Consider the following 16,721-nt stretch of genomic DNA (forward strand, 5'->3'; position numbering starts at 1 on the left):
CTCCATGAATCCCAGGAGGAGTTACAGAGGGCCTTGTCCTGGGAGGTGATCGCCGGCCACCGGGAGCGGCTGATGGGACTTGTCCGCCGGCGGCTTCCGAACACGCAGGACGCGGAGGACTGCGTACAGGAGGCGATGCTGAGGACGGCCGCCTGTGGCGATCTGGACCGGGAGCGGATCGGTCCCTTTCTGACCTCGGTGGCTCTGCGCCTCTGTGCCGACAACCACCGCGAACAGGAGCGCAGCAGACGGCTGTTGCACCACACCGCCGATGTCCGTACGCCCGAGACCCCGGACGAGGGCGTCTGCGACCGGGACTTCGGGCGCTGGCTGCTCCGCCAGGTACACCTGCTGCGGGGCCGGGAACGGCAGGTCGTGCTCGCCCGCGCCCATGGCATCTCCACTCTGGAATTCGCCCGCATCCACCAGATCTCGGTCAAGGCGGCCGAGGGCGCGTTCACCCGCGGTCGGGCGCGGCTCCGCCTGATCTGCGCCAGGGCCATGGACGGTGTCGTGGCGTAGTCGGCGTACGCCGATTTCGAGCAACGCTCCCGATTTCTCCCGTCACGCTGTTCAATGAGCGTGAACGTATCTGTGAAAGGAGCCGTCCGTGTCCCCTGTGGTCGTGCCGCCCGTCGGCGCGCGCATCCGGCAGGCGCGCACGGCGCGGGGGATGAGCCTGCGCGGCCTCGCGCGGGAGATCGGGGTCTCCGCGAGCCTGATCTCCCAGATCGAGACCGGCAAGAGCCAGCCCTCGGTGAGCACCCTGTACGCGATCACCACCGCGCTCTCCATCCCGGTCGAGTCGCTCTTCGACGCGGAGGGGGAGACGGCCCGGACCCCGGCGACCGCGGCCGTGGGCACACCGCCCGACACCGTGCTGCACGCCCTCGCCGCCTTCGCCGCCGACCCCGGTCGCAGGATCGGACCGCTGGTCGGAGGTGGTGAGCGGGAGGTGCTGGAACTGGACTCGGGTGTTGTGTGGGAGCGTCTCGGCCATGTTCCGGGAGCGGACGTCGACTTCCTGCGCGTGACCTACCGGCCCGGCGGGACCTCATCCAGCGCGGGAGGCCTGATGCGGCACCCCGGGACGGAGTACGGCTATCTGACCTCCGGCGAACTCGTCCTCACGCTCGGCTTCGAGGAGCATGTGATCCGGCCCGGCGACGCCGTCTGCTTCGAGTCGACGACCCCGCACCGCTATCGCAACGACGGCAGCGAACCCGCTGTCGGCGTCTGGTTCGTGTTCAGTATGGGTTGACACTTTCCCCGGACGGTCGTTCACTCCGGATGAGGGTGGTGGTCGTCATGGCAATCCGCACATTCGGACCGAACGCCGTCGACTGGGAACAGCGCATCGACCTCGACCGGCTGCGCGGGCAGCGGCTGGCCCGGCTCCACGAGGCACTGAACCGCTCCGAGCTGGGAGCGCTGCTCAGCTTCGACTTCGCCAACATCCGCTACATGTCGTCCACCCACATCGGCACCTGGGCGATGGACAAACTGATCCGCTTCGCGCTGCTCGTCCGCGGCGGCGAACCGATCGTCTGGGACTTCGGCTCGGCCGCCCGCCACCACCAGCTCTACAACCCCTGGCTCGACTACGGCGACGGCAAGGAAGGCAGCCCGCCCACCGGCGCCCGCGCCGGCATCTCCACCCTCCGCGGCGCCTTCCACCCGGACGCCGGCATCGGCGCGGACGTCGCGGCGAAGGTGGCCGCGGAACTGCGCGAACACGGCCTGGCGGGCGAGCCGTTGGGCGTCGACCTCGCCGAGATGCCCGTCCTCCACGCCCTCAAGGAACAGGGCATCGACGTCGTCGACGGCCAGCAGGTCTTCCTGGAGGCCCGCCGCGTCAAGACGCCCGACGAGATCTCCCTCCTCACCCAGGCCTGCTCGATGGTCGACGCCGCCTACGAGGAGCTCTACGCCCACCTGCGACCTGGCATACGCGAGAACGAGTGCGTCGGACTCGTCAGCAAGGTCCTCTACGACCTCGGCAGCGAGTACGTCGAAGGCGTCAACGCCATCTCGGGCGAGCGCTGTTCACCGCATCCGCACGTCTACAGCGACCGGCTGATCCGCCCCGGCGACCCCGCCTTCTTCGACATCCTGCACAGCCACCTCGGCTACCGCACCTGCTACTACCGCACGTTCGCCGTCGGCAGCGCCTCGCCCGCCCAGCGCGACGCGTACATCCGCTGCCGCGCCTACATGGACGAGGCCATCTCCCTGGTCCGCCCCGGCGCCACGACCGCCGACATCGTCCAGGTCTGGCCGCGAGCCGAGGAGTTCGGCTTCCCGGACGAGACGGCCGCCTTCGCACTCCAGTACGGGCACGGGGTGGGCCTGTCCATCTGGGAGAAGCCGATCTTCAGCCGACTCGTCTCGCTCGACCATCCCGAAGTCCTCGAAGAGGGCATGGTGTTCGCCCTGGAGACCTACTGGCCGGCGGCGGACGGCTGGTCGGCGGCGCGCATCGAGGAGGAACTCGTCGTCACGGCCGACGGGTGCGAGGTGATCACCAAGTTCCCGGCCGAGGAACTCCTCGTCGCGGGCCGCAAGTACTGGACCGTCGGCGGCGAGCTCAACACCCGGCGCGAGTCCCAGTCCCACCTCAACACCCGCGAGGGCAGGGGGGAACGATGACGCACGCCCCTCATCCGGACGCCTCCCGGCCGGAAGCCCACCAAAAGAAGGCCGGCGGCCCGGACGCCGCCCAACTCCTCTCGCTGTACGAGCAGATGGCCGTCATCCGGCGTACGGAGAAGGCCGCCCACGACCTGTTCATGTCCGGCCTCGTCAAGGGAACCACCCACCTCGCCGCCGGACACGAGGCCATTGCCGTCGGCGCGAGCGCGGCCCTGCGCGACGACGACTACGTCTTCGCCACCTACCGCGGCCACCACCACGCACTGGCCCGCGGTGCGACCCCCGAGGAGTGCCTCGCCGAACTCATGAGCCGCGCCACCGGACTGTGCGGGGCCAAGGGCGGCTCGATGCACCTGACCAAGGCATCGCGGAACATGCTCGGTTCGTACGCGATCGTCGGCGCCCATCTCCCGATGGCCGTCGGCGCCGCCTGGTCGGCCCGGCTGCGCGGCACCGAACAGATCGCCGTGGCCTTCTTCGGCGACGGCGCCACCAACATCGGCGCGTTCCACGAGGCGCTCAACCTCGCCGCCGTGTGGAAGCTGCCCGTGCTGTTCGTCTGCGAGAACAACCTCTACATGGAGTACACCCCGATCGCCGACGTGACCGCGGTGGCCAACCCCGCGGCCGACCGGGCGCCCGCCTACGGCATCCCCGGTGAGATCGTCGACGGCAACGACGTGGTCGCCGTCCAGGAGGCGGTGATCCGGCTCGCGGGTCGGGCCCGGGCAGGAGACGGGCCCAGCCTGCTGGAGGCGCAGACCTACCGGCACTTCGGCCACAGCCGCGCCGACCCGGCGACGTACCGCCCGGCGGAGGAGGTCGAGCGCTGGCTCAAGCACGACCCGCTGGACGTGGCACGCGGCCGGCTCGCCGAACTCGGGGTGCCCGCAGGCACGGTCGCCGAGGCCGACGAGCGCGCAACCAGCCTCGTACAGGCGGCGGTTGAGGCCGCCAAGAACGCGCCCGCGCCCGATCCCCGGGAAGCGCTGACCGACGTGTGGGCCGACGGAGGTGCGGCGTGGCGGACGTGATCACCTACCGGCAGGCGGTCGCCGAGGGCATCGCGCGGGAGATGCGGCGCGATCCGACGGTGGTGTGCCTGGGCGAGGACATCGGCGCGGCCGGCGGGGTGTTCAAGACGACCGCCGGACTGCACGAGGAGTTCGGGTCCGGGCGGGTCTGGGACACGCCGATCTCCGAACAGGCCATCGTCGGGGCCGCGATGGGCGCCGCCATGACCGGCATGCGACCCGTCGCAGAGATCATGTTCTCCGACTTCCTGGCCTGTTGCTGGGACTACCTCGCCAACGAGATACCCAAAGTGCGGTACATGACGGGTGGTCAGGTCACCGTGCCGCTCGTGGTGCGCACGGCCAACGGCGGTGGACTCGGCTTCGGCGCACAGCACTCGCAGGCCACCGAGAACTGGGCGCTGACCGTCCCCGGGCTGAAGATCGCGGCACCCGCCACACCCGCAGACGTGACCGGCATGATGGCGGCAGCCATCCGCAGCGACGACCCCGTGGTCTTCTTCGAGCACAAGGGACTCCTCGCGACCAAGGGGGCGCCCGCGCCGCCGGACCACGTCGTCGAACTGGGGCGGGCGGCCGTCGTGCGCGAGGGCGCCGACATCACGCTCGTGGCCCTCGCCTCGATGGTGCCGGTGGCGCTCACCGCCGCCGAACGGCTGGCAGAGGAGGGCATCGACGCGGAGGTCGTCGACCTGCGCTGCCTGGTGCCGCTCGACACCCGGACCGTACTCGGCTCCCTCGCGAAGACCTCACGGCTCGTGACCGTCGAGGAGAACCCGTACCAGGGCGGTTGGGGCGGCACGCTCGTGTCGGTCGTCGCCGACGAGGGATTCGGCCTCCTCGACGCGCCCGTGCGCCGGGTCGCCGCCGAATGCGTGCCCCTGCCCTTCGCGGACGCGCTCGAAGAGCAGGTGATCCCCACCGTCGACAAGGTCGTGACCAAGGTCCGCGACCTCACCGCGTACTGAACTCGGCAAGGAGAGAGGCGAGTAGGGCGATGACGAATCGGATGCTCCTGCGCTCGGGCCACGTGATCTCGATGGACCCCGACATCGGGGACCTGCCCGGCGGTGACGTCCTCATCGAGGACGGAAAGATCGTGGCGGTCGACCGCGACATCAGCGCGGACGCCGAGGTGCTCGACATGACGGGCCGCATCCTCGTGCCCGGCTTCGTCGACACCCACCGCCACACCTGGGAGGCGCCCATCCGCGGCTGCGCCCCCAACGCCACCCTCGACGACTACTTCGTGGAGGTCCTCGACACCTTCGCGCCCGTCTACACACCCGAGGACGTGTACGCGGGCAACCTGGCCGGTTCACTGGAGTGCCTGAACGCGGGCATCACCACGCTCGTCGACTGGTCCCACATCAACAACACCCCCGAGCATCCGGACGCCGCGGTCCAGGCACTCGGCGAGACCGGCATCCGCGCCCAGTACGCGTACGGCAGCGCCAACACCTCGCTCGCCGACTACTGGTACGAGAGCAAGATCTCGATTCCCGGGGACGACGTGCGCAGAGTGAGGGACCGTCACTTCGCCTCGGACGACGGGCTGTTGACCATGGGCCTCGCCACGCGTGGCCCCGGCTTCTGCATCAATGATGTCGTCGAGGCCGAATGGCGCCTCGCACGCGAACTGGGCATCCCCATCACCGTGCACGTCGGCATGGGACGGCTGGCGGGCCGGTTCGGAATGGTCAAGCAGCTCCACGATCTCGGGCTGCTCGGCTCCGACACCACCTATGTGCACTGCTGCTACTTCAGCGAGGAGGAGTGGCGGATGGTCGCCGACAGCGGCGGCACGGTCTCCGTCGCACCGCAGGTGGAGCTGCAGATGGGGCACGGCTGGCCACCCGTGGCGAAGGCCATCGAACACGGGCTGCGGCCGTCCCTGAGCATCGACGTGGTCACCACCGTGCCCGGCGACATGTTCACCCAGATCCGTGCGGCCTTCGGCTCCGATCGGGCACGGGTGAACGCCGAATGCTGGCAGGCCGACATCCCCGTCCCCGAAACGATGTTGACGGCACGTCAGTTGCTGGAGATCGCGACGGTGAACGGCGCGCATGTCGCGGGACTTGAGCACCGCACCGGTTCACTGACCCCCGGCAAGCGCGCCGACGTCGTCGCGATCGACGCGACCGCGCTCAACGTCGCGCCGCTCATCGACCCGGTGGCCGCCGTGACGCTGAGCGCGGACGTGTCCAACGTCGAGACCGTCATCGTCGACGGCGTCGTCCGCAAGCGCGACGGCAGGCTGCTCGCCGACGTCGGGCGGGCCCGACGCCTGGTCGAGGAGTCCCGCGACCGCCTCGCGACAGCCGTCGAGGCACGCGGGAAGCAGCAGGCATGACGCACCACGTGATCCGGCGGGCGGCGGACGTCACGTTCGCCGCCCCGCCCCAACTGCCCTACAGGAGCACGGGATTCACACGGCGGACCGTGGTCGGCGAGGAGGACGGCTCCGTGCACACGGGCTTCGGCGTCTGCGAACTGACGCCGGACGGGGCGATCGGGGCCCACGTCCACTCGTACGAGGAGTCCTTCCATCTGCTCGCCGGGACGGTGATCCTCGATACGCCCGAGGGCTCGTACCTCCTCGAAGAAGGCGACTACGGGCTGCTGCCGACGGGCGTGCCGCACGCCTGGCGCGGAGCCGGGGACACCGCCGCACGCTGGGCGGACATGCTCGCACCGGTGCCGAGGGCGCGCTACGGACACGACACCCGGGCGGTGCCCGCGCTGCCGGACCGCGAGTCGTTCCGCGAGCCGGTCCGGATCGACGTCCGGGACCCCCGCACCCGCTCGTTCGGCCACTTCGAGGCCGCCCAGATGGACCCCGGCAAGCAGTCCCAGGACCTCCTCGCCGTGTCGGCCAGCATGCGCACCGCGCTGCTCGTCTACAGCGGGATCACCGTGAAGATGATGGTGGACGCGGACCTGGGCGCGGTGGCCTCGACGATGTTCATGGTGCAGTACGCGGCCGACGGCGTCGCGGGCGCGCACGACCACCCCTTCGAGGAGACGTATCTGATCGTCGAGGGAACCGTGGACGCCGCCTTCGACGGCGAGCGGTACCGGCTGGGCGTGGGCGACGCCGCCTGGGCGGGCGCCGGTTGCGTCCACAGTTTCACCAACGCCGGTACGGGACCGGTGCGTTGGCTGGAGACCCAGGCGCCGCAGCCACCGTCGCGCCACTCCTACCGGTTCGCCCGCGACTGGGACCATCTGCGCGACGCACTGGGGGCAGAAGAAGGGGAGAAGAAGCCGTGAGCCGTGACGTGCCGGGGGAGAGGCCATGAGCAGTGTTGTCGTCATCGGCGGTACGGCCGGCATCGGCCGCGAGTTCGCCCGCACCCGCGCGGAACGCGGCGACGAGGTCGTACTCACCGGCCGCGACGCCCACCGCGCCGACACGGCCGCCAAGGAGATCGGCGCGCACGGGCTGGCCCTGGACCTGTCCCGGCCGCGCGAGATCGCGGGCGCCCTGGCGGGCGTCGAGCGCGTCGACCACCTCGTCCTCGCGGGCATCTCCCGCGACCAGAACACCGTCACCGACTACGACATCGACGCCGCGCTGCACCTGGTCACCCTCAAGCTCGTGGGCTACACCGAGGCCGTTCACACACTGCTGCCCAGGATGACCGAGGAGAGCGCCGTCGTGATCTTCGGCGGGCAGGCCAAGGAACGGCCCTACCCCGGCGCCACGACCGTCGCCACGGTGAACGCGGGCGTCACGGGCCTGGTACGCACTCTCGCGAGCGAACTCGCCCCGATCCGCGTCAACGCCCTCCACCCGGGCATCGTCGGCGACAGCCCCTTCTGGGCGGGCAAGCCCCCGGAAGTGCTGGAGAACTACCGCGCCCAGACGCCCACGGGACGGCTCGCCCGCATGCGGGACGTCGTGGACGCGGTGGACTTCCTGCTGCGCAACGAGGCGGTCAACGGCGTCAACCTGAGCGTGGATGGAGGGTGGCTGCTGCGATGAGCAAGCGTTGCTCCAGCACGGGGGAGTTCCTCAGGAGGTCTTGAACCCCACACCCGCGTACAGCGGCACCGGCGCCTCGCCCTTGAGCCGCTCGCCCGCCGCGAGTTCCGGATGCCATTCCGGCAGCGGGACGACCCCCGGCTCGACCAGCTCAAGTCCCGTGAAGAAACGGGTCACTTCGGCGTGCGAACGGGCCACGAGCGTGACGCCGCCCGCCGCGTACGACCGCACCGCCCGGTCCATGTTCTCCGGATCGTAGTCCCCGGTGATCATCGACAGTACGAGGCAACTGCCGGTCGGCAGCGCCTCGACCAGGGCGCTCACCAGGTCGTACGCCCCGTCCTCGTCGGCGACGAAGTGCAGCAGCGCGACCAGCGACAGCGCGATGGGCCGGTCGAAGTCGAGGACGGCCCTTGCCTGTTCCAGGATCTTGTCCGTGTCGCGCACATCCGCCTGGATGTACTCCGTCACCCCCTCGCGAGTGCCGTGCAGCAGCGCCGCGGCATGGGCCAGCACGATGGGGTCGTTGTCGACGTACACGACCCGCGCGTCGGGCGCCGCGGCCTGCGCTAACTGGTGGAGGTTGGGCTCCGTCGGGATACCCGCACCGATGTCCAGGAACTGACGGATGCCCGCCTGCTGGACCAGCCACCGCGTCGCGCGGTGCATGAACCAGCGGTTGTTGAGCGCGGAGTGCCTGGCATGCGGTTCCAACGCAAGCATCTGAAGGCCCAGTTGCTCGTCGACCGGGTAGTTGTCCTTGCCGCCGATGAGCCAGTCGTACACCCGCGCGGGATGCGGTCTGCTGGTGTCGATCCGGTGCGCGGAAGGCTCTGTCCCCGGCATGCGGTGCTCCTCTGCTCATCGATGTGTGCGAGCAGTGTGCCACCGGTCACCGGATCTTCGAATGCCTTTTCCGGGCTCTACAAGGGCGGTTTGAGGGGGTCGTGGCCCAACGCCATCAGCCGATGCCGGCGCTGTGTGTCCTCGGCGCCGGGACCGGCCAACGGTTCGCCCTCCGGGTCCGTCTCGGCGGTGACGGTGTCCACGACCTCGTACATCACGTCGAGGTCGTCGTCGGTGAGGTCGGTGCGGCGCTTCTGGAGGATGGCCAGCACATGCTCACCGGTGGGCGAACCCGCGTGCTCCGGCAGCGGTTCCGTCTCCTCGGAGGCGTCGCTCACCCGCAGCCACGCGGCCAGCTCCTGCGAGGTCATGTTCACCGCGCGGTGGAACTCGTCCCACAGCGCGTCGAGTTCGAGGGCGTCGGTCATGACGTACCCCTTTCGGTCGTGCGCTTGTCGCTCTCCACGAGGCCTACGAGGCCTACGAGGCCTACGAGGCTTGCGTGGCCTGCGCGCTTCCTGCCACGCCCGCCCGCGGGCCTCAGGCGCGCCGCGGCCAGTCCTCGGCCTGGAACATCCAGCGGTGCTTCTCCAGCTCCGCGGTGAGACCGATCAGCAGGTCCTGGGTGACGGGGTCGGGCTCGGCGGTCGCGGTGATCCGCTCCCGCAGCAGTCCGATGGTCGTCTCCAGCGCCTCGACGAGCACGCCGACGACCTCGGTGTCCTGGACCCAGCCCTCCTTCGGGCCCTGCGGGGCGGCCGTCGTCGCGACCGTCTCGGGCCGGCCGTCGGGCGGCACACCGAGCGTCGCCGCGCGCTCGGCCACGGTGTCGGCGTACGTACGGGCCGTGTCGACGACCTCGTCGAGCTGCAGATGGATCGAGCGGAACCGCGGGCCCACGATGTTCCAGTGGGCCTGCTTGCCGATGAGCGAGAGCCCGAGCAGATCCACCAGAGTGCCCTGCAGGGCCTCCCCGACGACCTGACGAGCAGACTCGGACAGGGTGCTCTTCACCACGGTCATAGTGCACTTCTCCTTGACGTTTGCGATGTTCGCGACGTTTGCCGACGGCGGGCCGTGCGGAGCAGTGCGGCGCGCTCCTCCTCGCCCGTGCCGCCCCACACACCGGAGGTCTGTCCGGTGGAGAGCGCCCACGCGAGGCACTGGCCGGACACCGGGCAACGGGCGCAGACGCGCTTGGCGGCGGCGATGTCGTGCCGTGCGGGGCCGACCGTACCCACGGGGAAGAACAGTTCTGGGTCCTCCTCCGCGCAGGCCGCTCGCCGCAACCACTCCATGTGGGGGCGGGTGCCCAGGGCGGATCAGCGAAAACACCCGATTCCGAGGCCGCGGGGCCCGTCGCCCTCAGCCGGCGAGAACGCGGTCTCCGCCCTCGGCCGGCGACGACCCGGTCTCTGCCCTCAGTCCGCGAGGACCCGGTCCACGAAGGCGGTCACGTGCGCGAGGACCGTGTCCCTGTTCGTCTCGTTGAACACCTCGTGCTGAGCGCCCGCGTACACACGCTCGGTCCAGTCGGCCCCGCGCAGCTCCTCGATGCCCGCGCGGCTGGCGGGCAGCGGCACGATCCGGTCGTCGTCCCCGTGCAGCCAGAGCAACGGCAGCGCACCCACGTCACCGCTCTTGGCGATGGTCTCCAGGGTGCGTACGAAGGCTTCCAGGGTGGGGCGCTTGAACGGCCCGTGCCAGACCAGCGGATCCGCCGCGTACGCCGCACCGACCGACGGGTCGCGCGAGAGCGTCGTCGGGTCGATGGGGATGTCGGGCAGCGGATCGAGTGCCAGCAGCTGGGGCAGCAGGTCCCAGCTGCCGATGACCGGCCCGGAGAGGACGAGCGCGGCCAGGCCGGCCCCGTACCGCTGGGCGTATCGCGCGGCGATGAGGCCGCCCATGGAGTGGCCGATGAGCACGACCGGTACGTCCGGATGGGCGGCCCGGGCCAGCCGCTCCACGGCGTGGACGTCGCTCACCACGTCCTCGAAGTCCTCGACCAGCACACGCTCGCCCGCCGACCTCCCGTGCCCCATGTGGTCGGGGCCGAACACGGCCGCGCCATGGCCGTGCAGTACGTCGGCCACGTACTCGTACCGGCCGATGTGCTCCCCGTAGCCGTGCACCAGCAGCACCACGTACCGTGGCCGCTCCCGTGGCCACTCGCGTGCGGTGATCGTGCCCCGGGTGCCCGTGAGGGTGTGCTCGCGGGAGTCGGCCATGGGTCCTCCATCGGCGTCGGCGAAGGGTCGGGGGCGATCTTTCCAGGGGGCGGGGGAGCGGTCCATAGCGCGCGGCCGGTGTCGGCGGCAGGGGCCACCTGTCGAGACGGTCCTGACGCGACCGGATACGTGGGCATAGCATCGGTCCCCGCATGAACACGATGACGCTCTGGCACATATCCCTGTGGGAGTTCGCCGCACTCGCCGCCGCGGCCCTGCTCGTCGGCTTCTCCAAGACAGCCGTCAGCGGAGCCAACACCGTCAGTCTCGCCATCTTCGCGGCCGTCCTGCCCGCGCGGGCGTCGACCGGAGTCCTGCTGCCGATCCTCATCGTCGGCGACGTGCTCGCCGTGCTCACCTACCGGCGGCACGCGCACTGGCCGACGCTGTGGAAACTGTTCCCGGCGGTCGCCGCGGGAGTGATCGTCGGCACGGTGTTCCTGATGTGGGCCGACGACCAGGTCGTACGGACGTCGATCGGCGCGATCCTGCTGCTGATGGCCGGGGTCACCATCTGGCGCCGCCGCAAGGCCGAGGCGGAGGAGGAACCCGACTCGCTGGCCACGCGGACCGGCCGCGTCAAGGCCCGTTCGTACGGCGTGCTGGGCGGCTTCACCACGATGGTCGCCAATGCGGGCGGCCCGGTGATGTCGATGTACCTGCTCTCCGCGGGCTTCCGGAAGCTCGGCTTCCTGGGGACCTCCGCCTTCTTCTTCCTGATCGTCAACGTCTCCAAGGTCCCCTTCAGCGTCGGCCTCGGCCTGATCGACGGCAACTCGCTGCTGCTGGACGCGGCCCTCGCCGCCTTCGTCGTACCGGGGGCGTTCATCGGGAAATGGGCCGTGAACCGGATCAATCAGCGGCTCTTCGAGCAGCTGGTGATCGCGGCGACGGTGGTGGGCGGAGCGCAGCTGCTCCTGCGCTGAGCCCCGTCGCCCGTCGCCCGGCGCGCGCGGTCGCCTAGTACGCCGATTCCGTGGCGTCCCCGTCCGGCCGGACCTAGGCTGGAGGCGTCAACAGTGTGTTCCCGGGGCAGGGAGGCTGCGGCCATGTCCGAGGCGTCCGGTCACGAGGATCCACCGGCATCCGCCCGCTATCTGCCGATCGCCGAGCACGGTCTGATCGGTGATCTGCGCAGCGTGGCCCTGGTGGGCACGAACGGCACGATCGACTGGTACTGCTGTCCGTCCTTCGACGCCCCCAGCGTCTTCGCCTCGATCCTCGACGCCGACCGGGGCGGCTCCTTCGAGCTGGCCGCCGCCGTGCCCGCCCGGACCAAGCAGTTCTACTTCCCCGACACCAACGTCCTGGTCACCCGGTTCTTCACCGAGGACGGCGTGGGTGAGATTCAGGACTTCATGCCGGTGGACGGCGACGAGACCGAGGCGGACCGGCACCGGCTCATCCGCCGCGTGCTGTGCGTACGCGGCTCGATCCCCTTCCGCGCGCGCGTGGCCCCCCGGTTCGAGTACGGAGCCCAGCCGCACACCGCACGGCTGCACGACGACATGGTGATCTTCGAGTCCGAGAACCTGGCTCTCGCGCTGACCGCCACGGAGCCGCTCGAATGCGACGGGCTCGACGCGCGAGTGGACTTCAAGCTCCAGGAGGGCGAGTCCGCGGTGTTCGCCCTCGACCAGGTCAGCGGCGCCATCCAGCCCCGCCGCTGCCCGCGCGCCGAGGCCGAGGCGCTGTTCAACTCCACGGTGGCCTTCTGGCGGCACTGGCTGACCGCCTCCCAGTACCGCGGCCGGTGGCGGGAGATGGTGCACCGCTCCGCGCTCACCCTCAAACTGCTCACCTACGCGCCGACCGGCGCGATCGTGGCCGCGGCCACGACCAGCCTGCCCGAACAGCTCGGCGGCGAGCGCAACTGGGACTACCGGTACGTGTGGGTGCGCGACGCCGCCTTCTGCGTGTACGCGCTGCTGAGGCTGGGCTTCACCAGCGAGGCCGAGTCCTTCATGGCCTTCGCGGCCAGGCACATCACCCCGGGCGACGGCCACCCCGGGGGCCCACTGCAGATCATGTACGGCATCGACGGCCGCACCGACCTGCCCGAGCGGGAACTGTCCCACCTGGAGGGATACCAGGGCTCCGCCCCCGTCCGGGTCGGCAACGCGGCGTCCGACCAGCTCCAGCTCGACATCTACGGGGCGCTCATCGACTCGGTCTACCTCTACGACAAGTGGGCCCAGCCGATCTCCAGCGACCAGTGGGACAACATCTGCGGACTGGTCGACTGGGTCTGCGAACACTGGGACCAGCCCGACGAGGGCGTCTGGGAGACCCGCGGCGGCCGTAAGAACTTCCTCTACTCCCGGCTCATGTGCTGGGTGGCGATCGAGCGGGCCATACGGCTGGCCACCCGCCGGGGCCTGCCCGCGGACATCGTGCGCTGGCGCGACGCCCGCGACACGATCTACCGGCGGATCATGAAACGCTGCTGGTCACCGGCGCGCCAGGCGTTCGTCCAGCACGAGGACGACGACGTCCTGGACGCCGCGGTGCTGATGATGCCCCTGGCCAAGTTCATCTCGCCGACCGACCCGAAGTGGCTCTCCACCCTCGACGCGCTCACCGAGGACCTGGTCTCCGACTCGCTGGTCTACCGCTACGACCCGAACGCGAGCCCCGACGGCCTGCGCGGCGAGGAGGGCACCTTCTCGATCTGCTCCTTCTGGTACGTCGAGGCCCTGACCCGGGCCGGACGGCTCGACGAGGCACGGCTGGCCTTCGAGAAGATGCTCACCTACGCCAACCACCTCGGCCTGTACGCCGAGGAGATCAGCCACACCGGCGAACAGCAGGGCAACTTCCCGCAGGCCTTCACCCATCTCTCCCTGATCAGCGCGGCGTTCAACCTGGACCGGGCCCTGGGCTGACAGCGGCCGGGCCGGAGGACGGACGGGCGAGCCGGAGGACGGACGGGTGGATCGGCGAAAAAGTGCGGCCCCGTACGCTCGGTGCCATGTCCCCGCATGTCCTGGTCCTCGGCGGGACCACCGAGGCGCGTGAACTGGCCGCGTCGCTCGCGGCCCGCCCCGGCACGCGCGTGACCACGTCGCTCGCGGGCCGCGTGTCCCGGCCCGGGGCCCTGGACGGGGACGTACGCGTCGGGGGGTTCGGCGGGGCGGAGGGCCTGGCCCAGTGGCTGCGCGCCGAGCACGTGGACGCCGTCGTCGACGCCACGCACCCCTTCGCGACGGGCATCACCGAGAACGCGGCACGGGCCGCGGCGGCCACCGGAGTCCTGGCCGTCGTCCTGCGCCGCCCGGGCTGGACCCCCGTCCCCGGCGACCGCTGGCACCCGGCGGCCTCCCTCGCCGAAGCCGCCGCCCTGCTCCCGCCCCTGGGCCGGCGCGTCTTCCTCACGACGGGCCGCCTGGGCCTGGCGGCCTTCGCCCGGGAGCCCGAACTGCACTACCTCGTACGCTCGGTGGAACCCCCCGAGCCGCCGATGCCGCGCCACACGGACGTCCTGCTGGCGCGCGGCCCGTTCACGGTGGAGTCCGAGACGGCCCTCCTGCGCGACCATCGCATCGACGTCCTGGTCACCAAGGACAGCGGCGGCTCGGCCACCTCGGCCAAACTGACGGCCGCCCGGGAACTGGGGCTGCCGGTCGTGGTCGTACACCGCCCGCCCCTCCCGGAGGGGGTACGAGCCGAACCGGACGTGGCGTCGGTGCTGGCCCGGCTGGGCTTCGGGGCGGGGCGGGAAGCCGGGTAGGAGGCGGGACCGGACGGCTCGCGGGGCGTGCTCGTCAGGTCTCCTTCGTGGCCGCCGCCAGGGACTTGGGGCGGTTCTCCGTGAGGATGTCGTGGGTCAGGTCCTCTACCAGGAGGCGCTTGGCGATGGTGTCGACGGCGGCGCGGAGGTCCGAGCCGGAGGGGCGGCCGATGTCCTGTTCGACGCGTGCGGCGAGCGCCGTGGACAAGGCCTCGCCGATGACGTGGGCCTCGCGGTCACCCGCCTCGGTGTGGGTGAAGAGGGTGCCGTGGCGCGTCAGGTAGCCCTCATCGACCATGCGCTGGAAGACCGGGACCAGGACCTCCGGAGGCATGCGGCGGCGGGCGGCGATCAGGCCGAGGCTCGCGTGGCCGACCATCCGGTTGAACAGCTCGACCTGCATCACGGCCCAGGCGCCCGCGATGTCGAGACGGGTGTCGGACTCGGTGACGAGCCGGCGCATGGCGTCGGGACTCGTACCGCCGATGATCTTTCCGACGGCGGTCTCCAGGCGCCGCTGGTTGTCGGCCGGGGAAGGGGTGCCGAAGCCCTCGCCCAGGTCCGTGGACCCCATCCGGGCGCTGTCGCGCAGCTCCACCTGCTTGAGGAACAGCGCGACCACGAAACCGATCAGCGTCACCGGCACGGTCCACAGGAAGACGGACTGGAGCGTGTCGGCGTACGCCTCCACGATGGGCGCGGCGGTCGCCGACGGCAGTTCGTGCAGCCCCTCGGGGCTGGTCGCGGCCTTCATGAGGGTCGCGGGGTCGGTCCCGCTCGTCCGGGCCGCCTCCGCGACACCGTCCGTGAGCTGGGGCGCCAGCGTGTTCGTGTAGATCGTGCCGAACACCGCGGTGCCGAACGAGCTGCCCAGCGTACGGAAGAAGGTCACGCCGGACGTCGCGGTGCCCAGGTCGGTGTACTCGACGGTGTTCTGTACGGCGATGGTGAGCACCTGCATGCACAGGCCGATCCCGGTGCCCAGGACGAACATGTAGAACGACGCGAGCCAGGCGCTGGTGCCGGGGCCCATCAGGGAGAGCAGATACAGGCCGACGCCCATGACCAGGGACCCGACGATCGGGAAGACGCGGTAGTGGCCGGTCTTGCTGACGACGTTGCCGCTGAACACCGACGCGATGAGCAGCCCGATGACCATGGGCAGGGTGCGCACGCCGGAGACCGTGGCCGAGTCGCCGTCCACGTACTGCAGGAACGTCGGCAGGAACGTCAGCGCGCCGAGCATCGCGAAGCCCACGATGAAGCTGAGGATCGAGCAGACCGTGAAGACGGGGTTGCCGAAGAGCCGCATCGGCAGCATGGGCTGGTCCGCGCGGGTCTCCACCCAGCAGAACACCGCGAGGGCGAGGACGCCGCCCGCGAAGAGGCCGATGATGACCGGCGAGCTCCAGGCGTACTCGTTGCCGCCCCAGCTGGTCGCCAGGATCAGGGCGCTGGCGCCGACGGCCACGAATGCGATGCCCAGGTAGTCGATGACCGGGCGGGAGGGCGACTTCACCACCGGGATCGTGCGGGCCGCGGCCACGACGACGAGGATCGCGATGGGGACGTTGACGTAGAAGCACCAGCGCCAGGTGAGGTGGTCGGTGAAGAGGCCGCCGAGCAGCGGGCCGATGACGGTGGCGACACCGAAGACGGCACCGATGGCGCCCTGGTACTTGCCGCGTTCGCGCAGCGGGATCACATCGGCGATCAGGGCCATCGCGGTGACCATCAGACCGCCCGCGCCGATGCCCTGCACGCCCCGCCAGACGATCAGCAGCATCATGTTCGAGGCGAGGCCGCAGAGGAACGAGCCGGTGATGAAGATGATCGCCGACGCCTGGAAGACCACCTTGCGGCCGAACAGGTCACCGAACTTGCCGACCAGCACCGTCGCGACGGTCTCCGCCAGCAGATAAGCAGTGACCACCCACGACATGTGCTCCGCACCGCCGAGGTCCGACACGATCGTCGGCAGGGCCGTGCCCACGATCGTCTGGTCCAGCGCGGCCAGCAGCATGCCGAGCATGATCGTCACGAAGACGACATTGCGGCGGCGCTTGTCCAGCACGGGCGGCTGCGCGGGGCCCGCCTGAGCCCCGGACGGCGGCTCGGCGGTGTCGGTGGTCGTCACATCCGTCAGCTTCACACCGGGGGGTGGCGCGTGCATGCGGGGCCGTCCGCACGGGTGCGGGCCCGCTGCCGCGGTGGTTCGGGGCGGAGGTGGGGTGCTT

At 70.6% G+C, this 16,721-nt stretch carries 17 protein-coding genes; 11 read left to right on the forward strand and 6 right to left on the reverse strand.

The window, feature by feature from the left end; translation table 11 throughout:
* Positions 1-33: 33 nt before the first annotated feature.
* From AOK17_RS12825 to AOK17_RS12860, 8 genes are all read left to right on the forward strand, one after another.
* Entirely contained in the window at positions 34-522 is a 489-nt protein-coding gene (locus AOK17_RS12825; protein WP_245697121.1) for an RNA polymerase sigma factor, read from the forward strand.
* Between the two features lie 88 nt (positions 523-610).
* On the forward strand, positions 611-1,261 hold the full coding sequence (locus AOK17_RS12830; protein ID WP_055612547.1) for a helix-turn-helix domain-containing protein: 651 nt from the start codon (positions 611-613) through the stop codon (positions 1,259-1,261).
* 47 nt (positions 1,262-1,308) lie between these two features.
* Complete coding sequence (locus AOK17_RS12835; RefSeq protein WP_055612625.1) at positions 1,309-2,649, forward strand: M24 family metallopeptidase; 1,341 nt, start codon at positions 1,309-1,311, stop codon at positions 2,647-2,649.
* Between the two features lie 95 nt (positions 2,650-2,744).
* Complete coding sequence (locus tag AOK17_RS12840) at positions 2,745-3,686, forward strand: thiamine pyrophosphate-dependent dehydrogenase E1 component subunit alpha (RefSeq protein ID WP_055612626.1); 942 nt, start codon at positions 2,745-2,747, stop codon at positions 3,684-3,686.
* Positions 3,674-4,654, forward strand: a complete 981-nt coding sequence (locus tag AOK17_RS12845) for an alpha-ketoacid dehydrogenase subunit beta (protein WP_055612548.1) — start codon at positions 3,674-3,676, stop codon at positions 4,652-4,654. The genes AOK17_RS12840 and AOK17_RS12845 overlap by 13 nt, the downstream gene beginning before the upstream one ends.
* Before the next feature lie 29 nt (positions 4,655-4,683).
* On the forward strand, positions 4,684-6,042 hold the full coding sequence (locus AOK17_RS12850) for an amidohydrolase family protein (protein ID WP_055612549.1): 1,359 nt from the start codon (positions 4,684-4,686) through the stop codon (positions 6,040-6,042).
* Entirely contained in the window at positions 6,039-6,962 is a 924-nt protein-coding gene (locus AOK17_RS12855; protein WP_055612550.1) for a cupin domain-containing protein, read from the forward strand. The genes AOK17_RS12850 and AOK17_RS12855 overlap by 4 nt, the downstream gene beginning before the upstream one ends.
* 25 nt (positions 6,963-6,987) lie before the next feature.
* Positions 6,988-7,677, forward strand: coding sequence for an SDR family NAD(P)-dependent oxidoreductase (locus tag AOK17_RS12860; protein ID WP_055612551.1), 690 nt, complete (start codon positions 6,988-6,990; stop codon positions 7,675-7,677).
* Between the two features lie 30 nt (positions 7,678-7,707).
* Here AOK17_RS12860 and AOK17_RS12865 read toward each other — a convergent pair whose 3' ends face one another.
* The 5 genes from AOK17_RS12865 to AOK17_RS12880 form a co-directional block, all read right to left on the reverse strand.
* On the reverse strand, positions 7,708-8,523 hold the full coding sequence (locus tag AOK17_RS12865; protein WP_055612552.1) for an SAM-dependent methyltransferase: 816 nt from the start codon (positions 8,521-8,523) through the stop codon (positions 7,708-7,710).
* 77 nt (positions 8,524-8,600) lie between these two features.
* Positions 8,601-8,951, reverse strand: coding sequence for a DUF3140 domain-containing protein (locus AOK17_RS12870; RefSeq protein WP_055612553.1), 351 nt, complete (start codon positions 8,949-8,951; stop codon positions 8,601-8,603).
* A gap of 112 nt (positions 8,952-9,063) precedes the next feature.
* On the reverse strand, positions 9,064-9,546 hold the full coding sequence (locus AOK17_RS12875; protein ID WP_055612554.1) for a Dps family protein: 483 nt from the start codon (positions 9,544-9,546) through the stop codon (positions 9,064-9,066).
* On the reverse strand, positions 9,543-9,821 hold the full coding sequence (locus AOK17_RS48355) for a WhiB family transcriptional regulator (RefSeq protein ID WP_079052980.1): 279 nt from the start codon (positions 9,819-9,821) through the stop codon (positions 9,543-9,545). The genes AOK17_RS12875 and AOK17_RS48355 overlap by 4 nt, the downstream gene beginning before the upstream one ends.
* 123 nt (positions 9,822-9,944) lie before the next feature.
* Entirely contained in the window at positions 9,945-10,754 is an 810-nt protein-coding gene (locus AOK17_RS12880) for an alpha/beta hydrolase (protein WP_055612555.1), read from the reverse strand.
* A gap of 152 nt (positions 10,755-10,906) precedes the next feature.
* Here AOK17_RS12880 and AOK17_RS12885 point away from each other — a divergent pair, with 152 nt between their 5' ends.
* From AOK17_RS12885 to AOK17_RS12895, 3 genes are all read left to right on the forward strand, one after another.
* The gene (locus AOK17_RS12885; protein ID WP_055612556.1) at positions 10,907-11,680 is read left to right on the forward strand and encodes a sulfite exporter TauE/SafE family protein; all 774 of its coding nucleotides are present in this window, start codon (positions 10,907-10,909) and stop codon (positions 11,678-11,680) included.
* A gap of 123 nt (positions 11,681-11,803) precedes the next feature.
* Positions 11,804-13,639: a glycoside hydrolase family 15 protein gene (locus AOK17_RS12890; protein ID WP_055612557.1), complete on the forward strand. Its 1,836-nt coding sequence runs from the start codon at positions 11,804-11,806 to the stop codon at positions 13,637-13,639.
* 86 nt (positions 13,640-13,725) lie between these two features.
* Positions 13,726-14,484, forward strand: coding sequence for a cobalt-precorrin-6A reductase (locus AOK17_RS12895; protein ID WP_055612558.1), 759 nt, complete (start codon positions 13,726-13,728; stop codon positions 14,482-14,484).
* Positions 14,485-14,518: 34 nt separating this feature from the next.
* Here AOK17_RS12895 and AOK17_RS12900 read toward each other — a convergent pair whose 3' ends face one another.
* Complete coding sequence (locus AOK17_RS12900) at positions 14,519-16,657, reverse strand: MDR family MFS transporter (RefSeq protein ID WP_079052981.1); 2,139 nt, start codon at positions 16,655-16,657, stop codon at positions 14,519-14,521.
* Positions 16,658-16,721 lie beyond the last annotated feature (64 nt).

It is taken from the genome of Streptomyces phaeochromogenes (assembly GCF_001418655.1).
GTDB classification, from domain to species: Bacteria; Actinomycetota; Actinomycetes; order Streptomycetales; family Streptomycetaceae; genus Streptomyces; species Streptomyces phaeochromogenes.

Excerpts from the sequence above, each read along its gene's own strand:
- AOK17_RS12835 (WP_055612625.1), top strand. The coding sequence starts at position 1,309 with ATGGCAATCCGCACATTCGGACCGAACGCCGTCGACTGGGAACAGCGC.
- AOK17_RS12840 (WP_055612626.1), top strand. The coding sequence starts at position 2,745 with ATGGCCGTCATCCGGCGTACGGAGAAGGCCGCCCACGACCTGTTCATG.
- AOK17_RS12850 (WP_055612549.1), top strand. The coding sequence starts at position 4,684 with ATGACGAATCGGATGCTCCTGCGCTCGGGCCACGTGATCTCGATGGAC.
- AOK17_RS12855 (WP_055612550.1), top strand. The coding sequence starts at position 6,039 with ATGACGCACCACGTGATCCGGCGGGCGGCGGACGTCACGTTCGCCGCC.
- AOK17_RS12860 (WP_055612551.1), top strand. The coding sequence starts at position 6,988 with ATGAGCAGTGTTGTCGTCATCGGCGGTACGGCCGGCATCGGCCGCGAG.
- AOK17_RS12865 (WP_055612552.1), bottom strand. The coding sequence starts at position 8,523 with ATGCCGGGGACAGAGCCTTCCGCGCACCGGATCGACACCAGCAGACCG.
- AOK17_RS12870 (WP_055612553.1), bottom strand. The coding sequence starts at position 8,951 with ATGACCGACGCCCTCGAACTCGACGCGCTGTGGGACGAGTTCCACCGC.
- AOK17_RS12875 (WP_055612554.1), bottom strand. The coding sequence starts at position 9,546 with ATGACCGTGGTGAAGAGCACCCTGTCCGAGTCTGCTCGTCAGGTCGTC.
- AOK17_RS48355 (WP_079052980.1), bottom strand. The coding sequence starts at position 9,821 with ATGGAGTGGTTGCGGCGAGCGGCCTGCGCGGAGGAGGACCCAGAACTG.
- AOK17_RS12880 (WP_055612555.1), bottom strand. The coding sequence starts at position 10,754 with ATGGCCGACTCCCGCGAGCACACCCTCACGGGCACCCGGGGCACGATC.
- AOK17_RS12885 (WP_055612556.1), top strand. The coding sequence starts at position 10,907 with ATGAACACGATGACGCTCTGGCACATATCCCTGTGGGAGTTCGCCGCA.
- AOK17_RS12890 (WP_055612557.1), top strand. The coding sequence starts at position 11,804 with ATGTCCGAGGCGTCCGGTCACGAGGATCCACCGGCATCCGCCCGCTAT.
- AOK17_RS12895 (WP_055612558.1), top strand. The coding sequence starts at position 13,726 with ATGTCCCCGCATGTCCTGGTCCTCGGCGGGACCACCGAGGCGCGTGAA.
- AOK17_RS12900 (WP_079052981.1), bottom strand. The coding sequence starts at position 16,657 with ATGCACGCGCCACCCCCCGGTGTGAAGCTGACGGATGTGACGACCACC.